Origin of the sequence: Streptomyces antarcticus (genome assembly GCF_026627255.1) — a bacterium.
In the GTDB taxonomy this organism is placed as follows: domain Bacteria; phylum Actinomycetota; class Actinomycetes; order Streptomycetales; family Streptomycetaceae; genus Streptomyces; species Streptomyces antarcticus.
The window spans coordinates 231,902-250,648 of the sequence record NZ_JAPNLM010000006.1 but is presented as its reverse complement, the minus strand read 5'-3'; the positions used below and the strand labels follow the sequence as shown (position 1 = coordinate 250,648).

Sequence of the window (18,747 nt, the reverse complement as noted above, 5' to 3'; positions counted from 1 at the left end):
TTGTCCATGTCTACCTGCCGAGTTCGTTGTCAATTGCTGCGAAGAGTTCGTCGTCGGTTGCCAGGCCGAGGTCGGCGCCGTCGGGGCCGCCGTCCACCGTCCGAAGCAGGCCGCGCAGCCGCGCGGCGTACGTTCCTGCCGGTCCGTCCCCGTCCGACGGGGCGGCGGCCGAGAGAGCGGCCTCAAGTGCGTCCAGGGCTGCCTGGACCGGGTCTGCCACTTCGCCGACCAGCTCGCCCCGCAGGTATTCGGCGACGGCTTGGGTGGTCGGGTGGTCGAAGACGAGCGTGCTTGGCAACCGCAGTCCGGTGGTGGTGTTCAGCCTGTTGCGCAGTTCGACCGCGGTGAGGGAGTCGAAGCCCAGGTCCAGCAGTCCGCGCTGGACGTCGATCGTCCGCGGGGCCGGGTGGGCCAAGACGATGCCGACCTGTTCCCTGACGAAGTCGAGCAGCAGCTGCTGCTGCTCTTCGACGTCCAGGCCCGTGAGCCGCTGCGCCAGCGGGATCTCCGCCGGAGCGGAGGTACGCCGGCCGGCTCGGCGCTCGGTGCGCACCAGGCCCCGGTAAAGCTCGGGCAGTGCGTCCCCGAGGCTCCGCAGTACCGCGAGGTCGAGTGCCACCGGCGCGAGCACCGGTCGGGTCCCCGCCTCGCCGTCGGCTTGTGGCGCCTTGGCTCCGGCCAGGGCCGTGTCGAGGGCCGCGAGTGCCCGGTCGGTCGGCATCGGCAGGATCCCGTTGCGTGCGAGCCTGGCCCGGTCGGCACGGTCGAGGTCGCTCGCCATGCCGTCCTGCCACATACCCCAGGCGAGGGACACAGCGGGCAGGCCCTCGGCGCGCCGGTGTTCGGCGAGCGCGTCCAGGAAGGTGTTGCCGGCTGCGTAGTTGGCCTGTCCGGCGTTGCCCACCAGGCCGGCGACGGAAGAGAAGAGGACGAAGTCCGTCAGCTCCAGTCCGGCGGTCAGCTCGTGCAGGTTCCAGGCGGCTTCCACCTTCGGCCGCAGGACCCGGGAGAGGCTCTCCGGGCTCATGGCCTCCAGCGTGGCGTCCTCGACGACTCCGGCCGCGTGCACGACCGCGGCGAGCGGGTACTCGTCCGGGATCGAGGCGAGCAGCCCGGCCAGCGCGTCGCGGTCGGCCGCGTCGCATGCCGCGACCCGTACGTCCGCACCGAGCGCCGTCAGTTCGGCGACCAGGTCCTCCGCCCCGCCTCGCCGACTGGTGAGCAGCAGGCGCCGGGCGCCGCGGCCGGTCACCAGGTGCCGGGCGACCTGGGCTCCGAGTGCGCCCGTGCCACCGGTGATCAGCACCGTACGCTCCGGGTCGAACGCGTCGTCGACGTCCGGGGTCCGGACCGGGTACGGGATTTTGGCGAGCCGGGTCACGTAAGCCTGTCCCTCGTGCAGTTCGAGCTGCGGTCGGGGGTCGGCCAGGGCCGCGGCCAGCAGCTCGCGGCTGGCCGGCAGGCCGTCCGTGATCACGTACTGGAAACGTCCCGGGTGTTCCGACTCGGCGGTCCGCATCAGCCCGGTGAGTGCGCTGTGCGCCAGTTCCCCGGTGCTGACCACGGCGAGCCGCGCTCCGGCCAGCGCGTCGGTGGCGAGCCACTGCCGCAGTACCGCCAGCACCTCCTCGGTGACCCGGCCGGTCTCCTGCGGGGTGGCCGGGCGTACCGGAAGGACGACCACGTCGGGTGCGGCCGCGCCGTGCGCCGTCGAGGCTGCCAGGTCGGCGTGGTGCTCGGCGACGAGTCCGAGGTCGGCCTCGCCGAGAACCACGATGGTCGTGCCGCCGCCGGTGGGGAGTTCCACACCGGTCCGCTCCACCGCGTACACGTGCTGGTCGGAGCGGGTCGGCGCGGTCCCCGCCGACAGGGCCCGCAGGGCGAGCGATGCGACGGTGGCGACCGGCGCGCCCGTCTCGTCGGCGATGCTGACCGCGACCGTTCCGTCCGGGCCGGCCGACAGCTTGACCCGCAGGTTGCCGGTCCGGGACCTGGTCAGCTGGACGCCGCCGAAGGAGAAGGGCAGCCGTAGTTCGGCCGACTCCTCCAGGAGCAGTGCGTGCAGCGCGGCGTCGAACAGTGCCGGGTGCAGGGCGAATCCATCAGGGTCGACGGACAGCCGTACCTCGGCGTAGAGGTCCTCGCCCGAGCGCCATGCCGCCTGGAGGCCCTGGAAGGCGGGGCCGTAGCCGTAGCCCTGGTCGGCGAGGCGGTCGTACAGGTCCTCGACCGACTGGGGTTCGGCGCCGGCCGGAGGCCAGGACGCGAGGTCGGGTTCGGGGCCGCCGGGAACGGCGGCCACCACGGTTCCGGTGGCGTGCCGGTTCCAGAAGTCGCCTTCCTGGTCCCCGCGCGAGTGGACGGTGACGGGCCTGCGGCCGTCTCCATCGGGGCCGCCGACGGTGATCTGGAGCTGGAGGGCACCCTCGTCGGGAAGGACCAGGGGTGCCTGGAGGGCGAGTTCCTCCAGCCGCTCGCAGCCGAGTGCGGCGCCCGCGTGGAGCGCGACCTCCACCAGGGCCGTGCCCGGGACCAGCAGGGTGCCGGCGACGGCATGGTCGGCGAACCAGGGGTGGCTGCGGGCCGAGATCCGGCCGGTGAACAGGACACCGTCGGAGTCGGCGAGCGGAACCGCGGCCCCGAGCAGCGGGTGCCGTGCGGAGTCGAGTCCGGCCGAGGTGACGTCGCCACCGCCGGGCCCCTCCGTGAGCCAGTAGCGCTGGCGCTGGAAGGGGTAGGTCGGCAGGTCCGCGGCCGGTCCGGCGTTCTCGCCGAACAGTGCGCGCCAGTCCACCGGCACGCCCCGTACGTGGGCGTGGGCCAGGGCGGTGACGGCGGTGTACGGCTCGTGGCGCCCACCGCGCAGCACCGGGACCAGGAGCGATCGCGCGTCGAGGAAGTCCTGCGCCATCGCGCTGAGCACGCCGTCCGGGCCGAGCTCCAGGAAGGTCCGTACGCCTTCGGCCTCCAGGGCGCGTGCCGCGTCCAGGAAGCGCACGGGCCGGCGGACGTGCCGAACCCAGTACTCGGGCGTGGTCAGTTCCTCGGCGCCGACCAGCTGCCCGGTCAGTGTGGAGACAATCGGGATGATGGGCGCGGCGAACGTGAGCCCCTTCGCGACCATTTGGAATTCGTCCAGCATCGCGTCCACGTGCGGGGAGTGGAAGGCGTGGCTGACGCGCAGTCGCTTGGTCTTGCGTCCCTGGGCGGAGAGTTCGGCTCCGATGGCCTCGACGGCTTCCGCGTCGCCCGAGAGCACCAGGGAGGCGGGGCCGTTGACGGCGGCGATGCCCAGGAGGTGCTCCCGTCCGGCGAGCAGCGGCAGCACCTCCTGCTCCTCGGCCTGCACGGCGAGCATCGCGCCGTCGCCGGGCAGTTCCTGCATCAGCCTGCCGCGGGCCGCGACGAGCTGCGCCGCGTCCGCCAGCGAGAGGACGCCGGCGACGTGAGCGGCGGCCAGCTCACCGATGGAGTGGCCCGCGAGGAAGTCCGGCCGTACGCCCCAGTCTTCGAGGAGCCGGAACAGCGCGACCTCGGTTGCGAACAGGGCGGCCTGCGTGAAGCCTGTCTGGTCCAGCGGCGCCGGGTCCTCACCGAAGAGGACGTCGAGCAGCGGTGTTTCCAGCCACCGGTCGAGTTCTTCGCATACGGCGTTCAGGGCCTCGGCGTAGGCGGGGTAGGTGGTGTACAGCTCCCGGCCCATGCCGAGTCGCTGGCTGCCCTGACCGGTGAAGAGGAAGGCCGTACGGCCGTCCACGGGTGTACCCCGCACGGTCAGTGCCGCGAGTCCGTCGACCGCTTCGGTGGCGGTGGAGGCCACTACCACGGCGCGGTGCGGCAGTCCGGCCCGTCCGACGGCCAGGGTCCGGCCCGTCGAGGCCAGGTCCTGCTGCCCGGTGCCGACGAGGGTCGCGCCCACCTGGTCGGCCTGCGCCAGCAGGGCCGCGTCGTTGTGCGCGGACAGCAGCAGCGGCACGACCGGCATCGGCTCGGCCGGCGGGACCGTCCCCTCGGCCGGCGGCTGCTCCACGATGACGTGGGCATTGGTACCGCTGATGCCGAAGGAGGACACGCCTGCCCGGCGCGGCCGCTCGGACTCGGGCCACGGCACCGCCTCGGTGAGCAGTTCCACCTCGCCGGCGGACCAGTCGACGTGCGCGCTGGGCTCGTCGATGTGGAGGCTCTTGGGGAGCACCCCGTGCTGCATCGCCATGACCATCTTGATGACGCCGGCCACACCGGCGGCGGCCTGGGAGTGTCCGATGTTGGACTTCAGGGAGCCCATCAGGAGGGGCGACGGGCGCTCCTGCCCGTAGGTGGCGAGTACGGCCTGGGCCTCGATCGGGTCGCCCAGCGTGGTGCCGGTGCCGTGGGCCTCCAGCGCGTCGACGTCCGCGGTGGTCAGGCCCGCGTTGGTCAGGGCTTGGCGGATCACCCGCTCCTGGGAGGGGCCGTTGGGGGCGGTGAGGCCGTTGCTCGCACCATCCTGGTTGACGGCGGTTCCGCGGATCACGCCGAGGATCCGGCGGCCGTTGCGCTGGGCATCGGAGAGCCGCTCCAGCAGGAGGATTCCGGCGCCTTCGGCCCAGGCCGCCCCGTCCGCCCGCGCGGAGAAGGACTTGCACCTGCCGTCCGGTGCCAGGCCGCGCTGACGGCTGAACTCGACGAACAGAGTGGGCGCGGCCATTACGGTCACACCGCCGGCCAGGGCCAGCCCGCATTCGCCGTTCCGCAGCGCCTGCGCGGCGAGGTGGATGGAGACGAGCGAGGAGGAGCAGGCGGTGTCGACGGTGATTGCCGGTCCCTGCAGGCCGAAGGTGTAGGCGACGCGGCCGGAGGCGACACTGACCGTGCTGCCGACCGACAGGTAGCCCTCCAGGGCCTCGGGCGCATTCTTCAGGCGTGCCGCGTAGTCGTTGGCCATGACACCGGCGAACACACCGGTCTGGCTGCCCTTGAGAGAGGTCGGGTCGATGCCCGCGCGCTCGAAGGCCTCCCAGCAGATTTCCAGCAGGAGGCGCTGCTGCGGGTCGATGGCGGTGGCCTCCCGGGCGCTCACCCCGAACAGCTCGGGGTCGAACTGCGGAGCCTCGTGGAGGAACCCGCCGTGCCGGGTGTACGAGGTGCCCACGTGGTCGGGGTCCGTGTCGTACAGGCCGTCCAGGTCCCAGCCGCGGTCGTTCGGGAACGGGCCGATGGCGTCCCGCTCGTCGGACAGCAGCGCCCACAGCTCTTCCGGGGAGCTGACCTCGCCCGGGTAGCGGCAGGCCATCGCGACGATCGCGATCGGCTCGTCGGAGGCGCCGACGACCGGTTCGGCCGCCACGGCCACCGCGGCGGCCGAGCCGAGCAGTTCGGTCCGCAGGAAGCCAGCCAGCTCGACCGTGTTCGGGTAGTCGAACACCAGCGTCGCGGGCAGCTTCAGACCTGCGGCCGCGTTCAGCCGGTTGCGCAGTTCCACTGCCTTGAGCGAGTCGAAGCCCAGCTCGTTGAAGGCCCGGCCGGGCGCGACCTGGTCGGCGTCGCTGTGCCCCAGTACGGAGGCCACCACGCCGCGGACCAGTTCCAGCAGCGCGCGCTCCTGGTCCTGGAGGGCCAGGGGCGCCAGGCGTTCCTGGAGGGAGTTCCCGCCCGCCCGCTCGCCGACGGCGGCGCGTCGCGCCGGGCGCACCAGGCCGTGGAAGAGCGCGGGCAGGGTGCCGTCCTCGCTCTGTGCCCGCAGTCCGGTGTAGTCCAGCAGCGCCGGAACGAGCACCGGCCGACGGGTCGCGAGGGCCGCGTCGAACAGCGCCAGCCCCTGCTCGCTGCCGATGGGGGCGATGCCGCCCCGGGACATGCGGGCGAGGTCGGCGTCGGTCAGGTGACCGGTCATCCCGCTGCCCTCGGCCCACAGGCCCCAGGCCAGCGACGTACCGGGCAGGGCCAGGGCCTGGCGGTGGTGCGCGAGGGCGTCCAGATAGGTGTTGGCCGCGGCGTAGTTGGCCTGTCCCGCGGTGCCGACCGTACCGGCCAGCGAGGAGAACAGGACGAACGCGTCCAGTTCCAGGTCGGCCGTCAGCTCGTGCAGGTGCCGGGCGGCATCGACCTTGGGGCGCAGTACGGTGTCGAGCTGCTCGGCCGTGAGGGCGTGCAGCGTGCCGTCGTCGAGGACGCCGGCGGTGTGCAGGACCGCGGTGAGCGGGTGCTCCGCGGGGATCGCCCCCAGCATCGCGGCGACCGCGGCGCGGTCGGCCGTGTCACAGGCGACCACGGACACGTCGGCTCCGTGGGCCGTGAGTTCGGCCTCCAGCTCGAGCATGCCCGCGGCGTCCCGGCCGCGGCGGCTCGCCAGCAGCAGTTGCCGTACGCCGTGTTCGGCGACGAGGTGGCGGGCGAACAACTGGCCCAGGGTGCCGGTGGCGCCCGTGATGAGGACGGTGCCCTCGGGGTTCAGGGCGGGCACGGTGTCGCCCGTCGTGGGCGACTTGACCAGCCGCGGTACGAGCAGTGCCCCGTCCCGCAGGCTCACCTGCGCTTCCGGTACGGCCAGCGCACGGCCGAGCTCGGCCTCGGAGAGGTCCCAGTCTGTCAGGTCCAGCAGGCCGAACCGGTCGGGGTTCTCGGCCATGGCGGTACGCACCAGCCCCCAGACGGGAGCCGAGCCGAGGCCGGCCTCCGTGCGGGCGGTGGTCGCGTCACGGGTCACGAAGACCAGGCGCGAGTCGGCGAACCGCTCCTCGGCGAGCCATGCCTGGGCCAGCCGCAGGGCGCGGTGTGCCACGGCGCCGGGGCCGTCCTCGCCGGGGAAGGGGACCACGACGAGCGGCGGGGTTCCGACGATGCCGGCGAGGTCCGAGTAGCAGCCCAGGGGGGCGGGCAGACCGTGGCCGGTCTCGTCGAGGACGGCCCAGTCGGCGACCGGGGCCGCCTCCGGGGCGGTGGTCCACTCGACCTGGAGCAGCGGCTGGCGGGGGGTGACCGAGCCGGCCAGCTGCGCGGGGTCGACGGCCCGCAGGCTGAGCGTCCGCACCGAGGCGATCGGCGCACCGCTCGCATCGGCGAGGGACAGGGCGGTGCCCGAGCCCTCGGGGGTGATCCGTACGCGCAGCACGCTGGCGTTCACCGCGTGCAGGCGTACTCCGGTCCAGGCGAACGGCAGCACCAGGCGGCCGTCCTCCGCGAGCGCCAGCGGGTGCAGGGCGGCGTCGAGGAGGGCCGGATGGATCCCGAAGTCGCCCAGGGGGACGTCCTTCGGGAGGGCGACCTCGGCGAACATCTCCTGTCCGGCGCGCCACAGCGCCCGCAGGCCCTGGAAGGTGGGTCCGTACTGGAAGCCCCGCTCGGCGAGTGTGTCGTACGCCACCGTCAGGTCGACCGGCTCGGCGCCGGCCGGGGGCCAGGCCGTGTCGGCCGGTACGCCCGCCCGTCCTTCCGCGTGGCCCAGTACACCGGTGGCGTGCAGGGTCCACTGGTGGATGGGGGCGTCGTCGGACTCGGGCTCCGGGCGGGAGTGGACCGACAGGGCGCGCCGGCCCTCCTCGTCCGGAGCGTCGACCACGACCTGGAGCTGTACTCCACCCCGGCCTGCCAGCACCAGCGGTGCCTGCAGGGTCAGCTCGTCGAGCTGGTCGAGGCCCGTGTGGTCACCCGCACGGATGGCGAGGTCCACGAAGGCGGTACCGGGGAGCAGTACGGTGCCGGCCACGGCGTGGTCGGCCAGCCACGGCTGCGTGTTCAGGGCGATCCGGCCGCTGAGGACAAGCTTGTCCTCGTCGGCCATCCAGAGCGCGGCGCCGATGAGCGGGTGCCGCTCGGCGGCCATGCCGAGCCCGCCCGCGTCCCCGGCGAGCGCCGGGCCCTCCAGCCAGTGCCGCCGGCGCTGGAAGGGGTAGGTCGGCAGGTCGACGACCGCGCCGGGTCCGCCGACCACGGCGGCCCAGTCGAGCGGGGCGCCCGAGACGTGGGCCTGCGCCGCGGAGGCGAGGAAGTCGTCGAGTCCACCCTCGTCACGGTGGAGCGAGGGCACGGTGACGGCGCTCTCGTACGAGCTGTCGTCGATGGTCTCCTGGAGTGCGACGGTCAGCACCGGGTGGGCGCTGGCCTCGATGAAGACGCGGTGGCCCTGGTCGAGCAGGGTCCGGGTGGCCTCCTCCAGCTGGACGGTCTGGCGGAGGTTGCGGAACCAGTACGAGCCGTCGAGCTCCGTGCCGTCCAGCGGCTGCCCGGTGACGGTGGAGAGGAAGGGCACCTTGACGGCGCGCGGGGTGAGCGAGGACAAGGCGTCCAGGAGCTCGTCCCGCAGGCTTTCGACGTGCGCGGAGTGGGAGGCGTAGTCGACCGGGATGCGCTTGGCGCGCATCTTGTTGTCCTTGCAGTAGGCGACCATCTCCTCAAGAGCGGTCACCTCTCCGGCGACCACCACGGAACGCGGGCCGTTGTGTGCGGCGATGTCGATGGCGCCGTCCCAGCGGGCGATGAGCGCACGGACCTCGTCGGCCGGCAGGGCCACCGAGACCATGCCACCCGTACCAGCCAGCTTCACGATCGCCCGGCTGCGCAACGCCACGACCTTCGCCGCGTCGACCAGCGACAGCGCCCCCGACACCGCGGCCGCCGCGATCTCACCCTGCGAGTGACCGATCACCGCATCCGGCTCGATACCCACCGAACGCCACAACGCGGCCAGGGACACCATCACCGCCCACAGCGCCGGCTGCACCACCTCCACCCGATCGAAACCGGGCGCCCCCTCCACACCGCGCAGAACGTCCAGCAGCGACCAGTCCGTGAACGGCGCCAACGCCCGCTCACACTCCACCAGCCGGGCGGCGAACACCGGCGAGGAGTCGAAGAGTTCCAGAGCCATGCCCTGCCACTGCGAACCCTGACCCGGGAACACGAACACCGTCTTGCCCGAGCCCGTGACCACACCCTGCACCAGGTTCGCCGCGGACCCACCCGAGGCCAGCGCCTCAAGACCCGCCAACAGCTCATCCCGGCCGGCGCCCGAAACCGTCGCCCGGAAGGGGAGGTGCGGGACCCGGGTCGCGAGAGCCGAAGCCACCCGCGCCGAATCGACGATCTCCGAGGCCAGCAGCTCACGCACCTGGCCGGCACGCGCCGCCAGGGCCGCCTCGCTCTTCGCCGAGACCACCAGCGGAAGCCCCGCCACCACCAGCTCACCGGCCACGACCGGCTCCGGGCCCTGCTCCAGGACCACATGCGCGTTCGTACCACTGATACCGAACGAGGACACGGCCGCGCGACGCGGACGCGCCACCTCCGGCCACGCCCGACGCTCGGTGACCAGCTCCACCGCACCCGTCGACCAGTCGACGTGCGGCGTCGGCTCTTCCACGTGCAGCGTCGCCGGAAGCTCCCCGTTACGCATCGCCATCAGCATCTTGATGATGCCCGCGACACCCGCGGCAGCCTGCGTGTGACCGATGTTCGACTTGATCGATCCCAGACGCAGCGGCTCTTCGCGGTCCTGACCGTAGGTGGCCAGCAGCGCGTTGGCCTCGATCGGGTCACCGAGCCGGGTGCCGGTGCCGTGCGCCTCGACCGCGTCCACCTCGTGCGGAGCGAGGCGGGCGTTGGCGAGGGCCTGGCGGATGACGCGTTCCTGCGAGGGCCCGTTGGGGGCGGTGAGGCCGTTGCTCGCACCGTCCTGGTTGACCGCGGAACCGCGTATCACACCAAGGATGTTGTGCCCGAGCCGCTGAGCGTCCGACAGACGCTCCAGGACCAGCATGCCCGCGCCCTCGGCCCAACCCGTACCGTCCGCCGAAGCCGCGAACGACTTGCAGGTCCCGTCCGGCGACAGACCACGCTGACGCGAGAACTCGACAAAGGTCGTTGGCGTGGACATCACGGTGACACCGCCGGCGAGTGCCATCGAGCACTCGCCCTGGCGCAGCGCCTGAGCGGCCAGGTGCACCGCTACCAGCGACGAGGAACACGCCGTGTCCAGCGTCACCGCCGGCCCTTCAAGGCCGAACGTGTAAGCCACCCGACCCGACAGGACGCTCCCGATCGTGCCCGTCAGCAAATGCCCCTCGAAGCCCTCCGGAGCACTCCCCAGCCGCGACCCGTAGTCGTTGTACATCACACCCGCGTAGACACCGGTCGAGGAACCGCGCAGCGAGGCGGGATCGATTCCCGCACGCTCCAGCGCCTCCCACGCGACCTCCAGCAGCACACGCTGCTGCGGGTCGGTCGCGATCGCCTCACGCGGACTCAGACCGAAGAACTCGGCATCGAACTCCGCGGCCTCGTGGAGGAATCCGCCCTTGCGGGTGTACGACTTGCCGATCTTCTCGGGGTCCGGGTCGAAGAGGCCTTCCACGTCCCAGCCGCGGTCGGACGGGAACTCGTCGATCGCGTCCCGGCCCTCCGCCACGAGCCGCCACAGGTCCTCCGGCGAGGAGACCCCGCCCGGGTAGCGGCAACCCATACCGACCACGGCGATCGGCTCGTCCCGTCCCGGGGCGTGGGCGGCCACCGACGGGACGACGGCCGTTCCGGTCGCGTCGAGCCGGTCCAGCAGGAAGTCCGCCACCGCCTGGGGCGACGGGTGGTCGAACACGAGGGTGGTGGGCAGTCGCAGACCGGTCACCGAGTTGAGCCGGTTGCGCAATTCGACACCCGTGAGGGAGTCGAAGCCGGTGTCGTTGAAGGCCTTGGCCGCGTCGATGTCGGCGTTGGCCCCGTGCCCGAGGACCAGCCCCACGGTCTCCCGTACGGTCTGGAGCACGGCCTGCGCCCGCTCCTCCGCGGCCAGCTCGATCAGCCGCTGGACCCACGACGAGTCGGCGCCGCGGGCGGCGCCGGCCGCCTGCCGGCGGCGGACGCGGACCAGGCCGGTGAACAGCTCGGGGAGCGCGTTCTCCTCGGCCCGGGCGCGCAGGGCGCCCAGGTCGAGTTCGGCGGGGACCAGCAGCGGCTCCGCCGAGGCGAGCGCCGCGTCGAACAGATCGAGACCCAGTTCCGGGGTCAGCGGGACGATTCCGCTCCGCTTCCACCGCGCGACGTCGGCGTCGGCGAGGGTTCCGGCCATGCCGTCGGCGCTGTCCCACAGGCTCCACGCGAGGGAGGTGGCGGGCAGCTTCTTAGCGCGGCGGTGCTGCGCGAGGGCGTCGAGGAAGGTGTTCGCGGCCGCGTAGTTGGCCTGGCCGGCGTTGCCCATGAGACCCGCGATGGACGAGAACATGACGAACGAGGCGAGGCCGAGGGACTCGGTGAGGCGGTGGAGGTTCCAGGCCGCGTCCACCTTCGGACGCATCACCCGCTCCAGATGACCGGCCGACAGCGACTCGACCGTCCCATCGTCCAAGACACCCGCCGTATGCACCACGGCAGTCAGCGGACGCTCGACCGCGACCTCGTCCAACAGACCCGCCAGCGCGTCGAAGTCCGACACGTCACACGCCGCCACCCAAGCCCGCGCACCCAACTCCGCCAGCTCCGCCACGAACTCGGCAGCACCCGGAGTCTCACCACCACGGCGCGACACCAACAGCAGGTGCCTCGCACCGTGATGCGTCACCAACCGACGCGCCACCAGACGGCCCAGCGTACCCAGAGCACCGGTCACCAGGACCGTACCCTCCGGATCCAGACCCTCCACCACACCCGCCACGACACCCGCAGCACGCGTCAGACGCGGCAGGAACAAGCCGCCGCCCCGCACCGCCACCTCAGGCTCACCGGAAGCCAACACGGCAGGCAGCAGCTCCAGACCACCCTCATCCACGTGGGCGAGGACCAGTCGGTCGGGCTGCTCGGTCTGCGCGGTACGGATCAGGCCCACGAGCGGGGCTGTGTGCAGCGCGTCGTCCGGCACGACGAGGACGAGGCGGCTCTCCGCGAACTGCGGGGCGGCCAGCCATTCCCGCACCGCTTCCAGCCCGCGCGCCGCCGTGGCGTGGGTCTGGTCGAGTACATCGCCGGTGGTGCCGGCGACGAGCTCCTGCTCGCCGATCACCACGAACTCCGGTACGGCAGATCCGGCGTCGACCGCGGCGCTGAGCGCGGCGAGGTCGGCGTAGGGCGCCTCGCCCAGCCGGACCCACCGCTGGTCGGCGACCGGCTCGGCCGCCGGGACGGCCTCCCAGGCCACCCGGTACAGGGACTCCACGGCCGGGCCGGCAACGGCGAGCTGATCGCGGGCGATCGGCCGCAGGGCGACCGACTCGATCGCCGCCACCGGAGCGCCGGCGCCGTCGGCGAGAGCGAGACGGGCCGTGTCCTGGCCGGTACGGGTCCAGCGGACGCGCAGCACCGTGGCACCGACCGCGTGCAGCACGAAGCCCGAGAACGAGAACGGCAGACGGATCGTGCTGTCGTCCTGCTCCGAGGCCGCGGCCTCCAGCACGAGCGGGTGCAGAACCGCGTCGAGGAGGGCGGGGTGCACACCGAAGCGCGCGGCTTCGGTCTGGAGCTGGTCGGGCAGGGCGACCTCGGCGAAGAGGTCGTCACCGGCGCGCCAGGCGGCGCGCAGACCGTGGAAGGCCGGCCCGTAGCCGTAGCCCAAGTCGTCGAGGCGGTCGTAAACGCCGTCCAGCGGGATGGGGGTGCCATCGGCCGGGGGCCACTGGTCCATGGAAACGCCCGGCGAGGGGACGGAGAACGTGAGCAAGCCGGCCGCGTGGGCGGTCCACTGCTCTTCGCCGGTCCGCGAGTACACGGTGAACTGACGATCGCCGCGCGCGTCGGCCCGGTCGACGGTCAGCCGCAGCTGAGCGCCCGTCTTCTCCGAGAGGATCAGGGGTGCCTGGAGGGTGAGTTCCTCGACGGTGGCGTAACCCAGCTGCTCGGCCGCGGTGCCCGCGAGCTCCAGGAACACCGTCCCCGGAACCAGGACCGTCCCACCCATCGCGTGATCAGCCAGCCACGGATGCGAAGACAACGACACCGAAGCCGAGAACTGCACCGCATCACCATCAGGCTCCGTGATCATCGCAGCCAACAACGGATGATCCACAGCCGTCAGACCCAGACCCGCCGCATCACCGGAACGCGGCGCATCCAACCAAAAACGCTCACGCTGGAAGGCGTACGTGGGGAGCTCGACGCATGCGGAACCCGGAAAGAACCCCTCCCAGTCCACACCGACACCGTGCGTGTGGACGGAAGCCAGGGCGGTGAGGAGGGAACGCTTCTCCTCACGGTCCTTGCGGAGCACCGGGACCACGACCACACCCGTGGCTTCGGCCAGGCATTCGTTCGTCAGGCCCGCCAGGGTGCCGTCCGGGCCGAGCTCCACGAACGCCGTCACACCAAGACCCGCCAGGGTCTCGATGCCGTCGGCGAAACGGACGGCCGAGCGGGCCTGAACGGCCCAGTGGTCGGCGGTGAACTCCTCGATCAGCTGCCCGGTGACATTCGAGACCACCGGGATCTGCGGAGCCGAATACGTCAGGGACCGGGCGACCTCGGTGAGTTCGTCCAGCACTCCGTCCAGGTGCGCGGAGTGGAAAGCGTGGCTCACCTTCAGCCGAGTCGCCTTCACACCCTCCGCGCGGGCCATCTCAAGGACTTCGAGAACTTCCGTCTCGTCACCCGAAATCACGGTGCTGCCAGGGCTGTTGAACCCGGCCACATCCACACCGGCACGACCCTCAAGCCAACCGGAAACCTTCTCCTCACCAGCGTTGAGGGCGACCATCGCTCCCCCCTCGGCAACGCCGTCCATCAGACGCGCACGCGCACACACCAGCCGCGCACCATCCTCAAGAGACAGCACACCCGCAACATGCGCGGCGGCCAGCTCGCCCACCGAGTGACCCACCAGATAGTCCGGCGTCACGCCGTAGTGGGAGAGGAGACGGAAGAGGGAGACCTCGATCGCGAACAGTGCTGGCTGGGTGAACACGGTCCGCTGAAGCAGCTCCGGCTCACCCTCAATCACCCCCGCAAGAGAACGGTCGAGGTGGACGTCCAGCGCTGCGACGACCTCGTCATACGCGGCCGCGAACATCGGCTCGCTCACGTACAGCTCACGGCCCATACCCACACGCTGACTGCCCTGCCCGGAGAACAGGAACGCAACCGAACCCGCCGAGACGGCCTCGTCCGGGGTCAGCGCCCGCAGAGCGTCCAGGAGCTCCTCACGGGTCTCCCCCACGACCACCGCACGGTGATCGAAACGAGCACGCGATACAGCCAGCGAACGGCCCACAGCCACGACATCCAGCTCCGGCCGCTCCTCCACGAACGACACCAGCCGATCCGCCTGCTCCGACAGAGCAGCGCCCGACTTGCCCGACACCACCCACGGCACCGGACCCGACACCGAAAGCTCCTCCACCGGAGCTTCGGTCTCCGTGACCTGCTCGACGATGAGGTGTGCGTTGGTACCGCTGATGCCGAAGGACGAGATGCCGGCCCGGCGCGGACGGTCGAGCTCCGGCCACTCCTGGGCCTGCGTCAGCAGCTCCACCGCGCCGGCCGACCAATCGACGTGCGAGGTCGGCTCGTCCACGTGCAGCGTCGCCGGGAGAACCCCGTTACGCATGGCCATGACCATCTTGATCACGCCCGCGGCACCGGCCGCGGCCTGCGGGTGACCGATGTTCGACTTCAGCGAGCCGAGTCGAAGCGGCTCTTCGCGGTCCTGGCCGTAGGTGGCCAGCAGCGCCTGCGCCTCGATCGGGTCGCCGAGCTTGGTGCCCGTGCCGTGCGCCTCCACCGCGTCCACCTCGGACGCCGACAGGCGGGCGTTGGCCAGCGCGGCGCGGATGACCCGCTCCTGCGAAGGCCCGTTCGGGGCCGTCAGACCGTTGCTCGCACCATCCTGGTTCACGGCGGAACCACGGATCACCGCGAGCACCTGGTGCCCGTTGCGCTCCGCGTCCGACAGCCGCTCCAGCACCAGCAGACCCACACCCTCGGCCCAGCCCGTACCGTCCGCCGACGAGGAGAACGCCTTGCAACGCCCGTCCGGCGACAGCCCGCGCTGCCGGGAGAACTCCACGAACATGCCGGGCGTGGCCATGACGGACACACCGCCGGCGATGGCCACGGAGGACTCGCCCTGGCGCAGCGACTGCGCGGCGAGGTGGAGCGCGACGAGCGAGGACGAGCAGGCGGTGTCGACCGTCACCGCCGGGCCCTCAAGCCCGAAGGTGTAGGCCAGCCGGCCCGAGGCCACACTGACGGTGTTGCCCGTCAGCAGGTAACCGTCGTATCCGCCGGACGGCTCGTGCAGCCGCGGCCCGTACTCCTGCGCCACCGCGCCCACGTACACACCGGTGCGGGTGCCCCGCAGCGCGGCGGGGTCGATGCCCGCCTGCTCGAAAGCCTCCCAGGCCGTCTCCAGCAGCAGCCGCTGCTGGGGCTCCATCGCCGCCGCCTCGCGGGGACTGATGCCGAAGAACTCGGCATCAAACCGGTCCGCATCGTGCAGGAAACCACCTTTGGTGGCGTAGGTCTTGCCGGGGCTGCCCGGATCGGGGGCGAAGAGTGAATCAAGGTCCCAGCCCCGGTTGGTCGGGAATCCGTCGACCGCATCGACCTCGCCGCTCACCAAACGCCACAGGTCCTCCGGAGAGGCGACCCCTCCCGGCAGCCGACATGCCATGCCCACGATCGCGATCGGCTCGTCAGGGGCTATGGCCTCGTACGCATCGTCATCCTGGCCCTGGCTTTGGTCCAGGCCTAGGAGCTGACCACCGAGGTGTTCGGCGAGTACGGCCGGGGTCGGGTGGTTGAAAAGGAGGCCGGAGGGCAGCGAGAGCCCGGTGGCCCTGTTCAGCGCGTTCCGAAGCTCGACGGCCGAGACGGAGTCGAAGCCCAGGTCCTTGAAGGTCGTGTCGATGTCCACGTCGCGCGCCGATCCGTGGCCGAGCACTGCTGCCACGTGCGCACGCACCAGCTCCAGCTCATCGCCTCGCGGTGCGGACCGCTTCGGACCGCTTCGCCTTGCCGCAACGGTCCGGACCTGGACCGGCCCGATCGCCGAACCATCCAGCCAGAAACGCTGACGCTGGAAGGCGTACGTGGGCAGATCCACCAAACCCGAACCCGGCAGGAACCGCTCCCACTCCACCCCCACACCGTTGACGTGCGCCTCTGCGACCGAGGCCAGGAAACGATCCCGTCCACCGTCGTCGCGCCGCAGCGATCCGACAACAATAGTGCCGCCGACGCCGGCCTCGTCGGCCGTGTCACTGAGGGCCGAGGTAAGCACCGGGTGGGCACTGACCTCGATGAAGACGCGGTGCCCGTCGCCGAGCAGAGCACGGGTGGCCTCTTCCAACTGGACGGTCTGGCGGAGGTTGCGGAACCAATACTCGCCGTCGAGCTCCTCACCGTTCAGCGGCTGCCCGGTGACAGTGGAGAAGAACCTGATGTCACCGGCACGCGGCGTGACGCCGGCCAACAGCTCCCGCAGCTCATCCTCCAACAAGTCGACGTGGGCGGAGTGAGAGGCGTAGTCGACCGGAACAGTGCGGGCACGGTATCCCTTGACCTCACTTTGAGCGACGAGGTCGGCCAGGGCCTCCGGGGCGCCGGAGACGACCGTGCTCATGGGGCCGTTGTGTGCGGCGATATCGATCGCGCCGCCCCAAGGGGCGATGAGCTCGCGAACCTCGTCGGCCGGTAGAGCTACCGACACCATCCCACCCGTACCGGCCAGCTTCACGATGGCCCGGCTGCGCAACGCGACGATCTTCGCCGCATCCTCGAGCGACAACGCACCAGCGACCACAGCCGCCGCGATCTCACCCTGCGAGTGACCGACCACCGCATCCGGCTCGATGCCCACCGAACGCCACAACGCCGCCAACGACACCATCACCGCCCACAACGCGGGCTGCACCACATCCACCCGGTCAGAATCAGGCGCACCCTCCACACCGCGCAGCACGTCCAGCAGCGACCAGTCCGTGAACGGCGCCAGAGCCTGCTCACACTCCACCAGCCGCCCTGCAAACACCGGGGAGGAATCGAAAAGCTCTAGCGCCATGCCCTGCCACTGCGAACCCTGACCGGGGAAGACGAACACCGTCTTACCCGCACCACCCGGGACCGCACGACCCGACACCACACCAGCCGCAGGCACACCCGCAGCCAACGCCCGAACACCCGCCACAAGCTCCTCGCGAGTCTCCCCCACAACCACCGCACGATGATCGAAACGAGCACGCGACACCACAAGCGAACGACCCACCGCCGCGACATCCAGCCCCGGACGGTCACCAAGGAACGACACCAGCCGCCCCGCCTGACCAGCCACAGCCTCAGCCGACTTAGCCGACACCACCCACGGCACCACACCCGAGCCGGACTCAGCGCCAGGCAACTCCTGCGCGGCCGACTCAGTGCGCCAGTCCGAAAGCACGACGTGGCAGTTCGTACCGCCCACACCGAACGAGCTGACACCTGCGTAGAGCGGCTCGTCCGGCCGCGGCCATGGCTCGCGGCTTCGCTGTACGGCGAGCTTCAACTCGTCGAACGGAATGTCTGGGTTGGGGGTTTCGTAGTTCAGGCTCGGCACGAGCTCGCGGTGACGGATGCAGAGCGCCGCTTTCAGCAAGCCGACGATGCCGGCGGCACCCTCAAGGTGTCCGACGTTGGTCTTCACCGATCCGACCCGCAGCTCGGCTCCGTCCACGCGGCCGTCACCGAGCACCGCGCCCAGAGCCGACGCTTCGATCGGGTCGCCCAGCTTGGTACCCGTGCCGTGCAATTCGACGTACTGCACCTGCTCCGCGGACACCTTGGCACGCTCGTACGCCTGCCGCAGGACATCCTGCTGGCCGGCCGGACTCGGTACGGTGAGACCCTCGGTCGTCCCGTCGTTGTTCATCGCGCTGCCGCGCAGCACGCAGTAGACCGGGTCGCCGTCTGCTACGGCGGCGTGCAGCGGCTTGAGCACCACGAACGCGCCGCCCTCACCGCGTACATATCCATTCGCCCTCGCGTCGAAAGTGAAGCTGAGACCGTCTGGTGAAAGTGCGCCAAACCGCTCCGCGCCGATGGTGCTGTCCGGCACCAAATTGAGGTTGACACCGCCGGCGATGGCCATGGCGGACTCGCCGCGGCGCAGGCTCTCGACTGCCAGGTGCACAGCGACCAGCGAGGAGGACTGGCCGGTGTCCACGGCCGCACTCGGTCCGTGCAGACCCAGGGTGTAGGAGATCCGGTTGGCAACGACGCCGCGGTTGAGACCGGTCAGGGTGTGGCGGGTAATGCCTTCGGCCCCGTGCTGATGCGTGAGGGCGGCATAGTCGTCGGCGATGACGCCGACGAAGACACCGGTCCGGCTATCGGCAAGATCGGACGGGAGGATCCTGGCGTCCTCCAGTGCCTCCCAGGCGAGCTCAAGCATCAGCCGCTGCTGCGGATCCATCGACGACGCCTCGCTCGGACTGATGCCGAAGAAGCCTGCATCAAATCCGCTGACGTCGTCGAGATAGCCGCCCGGCCGAGAAATCAGTTCGGGGCGGCCTGCTGGGGGCGCGCCAATCGCACTGCGGCCGTCGCGCAGCAGCTGCCACAGCTGGGCGGGATTCTCCGCATGCGGCAGTCGGCAGGATATACCGACGATGGCGATCGCCTCGGTCGATGCCGACGTGTCCGCTTGGAATTCAGCCATGGTCGAGCCGCCCTACCTATTTGTTACGTACGATGCTTGAGCGGAGGCGTAGCACCCACAGCCGTGCCGCGGGTGCTACGTCAATTTAATTCTGTGGCGGCCTGTCAGCCGAATGGAGAACTGGACGATCCAAAGCCGGCTCCGAGAGCGAGGGCTGTTCGTTT

At 71.1% G+C, this 18,747-nt stretch carries 1 protein-coding gene; it reads right to left on the bottom strand.

Annotated features, from left to right (window positions below):
* Positions 1-10: 10 nt before the first annotated feature.
* Positions 11-18,583, bottom strand: a complete 18,573-nt coding sequence (locus OTB16_RS12630) for a type I polyketide synthase (RefSeq protein ID WP_267720212.1) — start codon at positions 18,581-18,583, stop codon at positions 11-13.
* Positions 18,584-18,747: the final 164 nt, after the last annotated feature.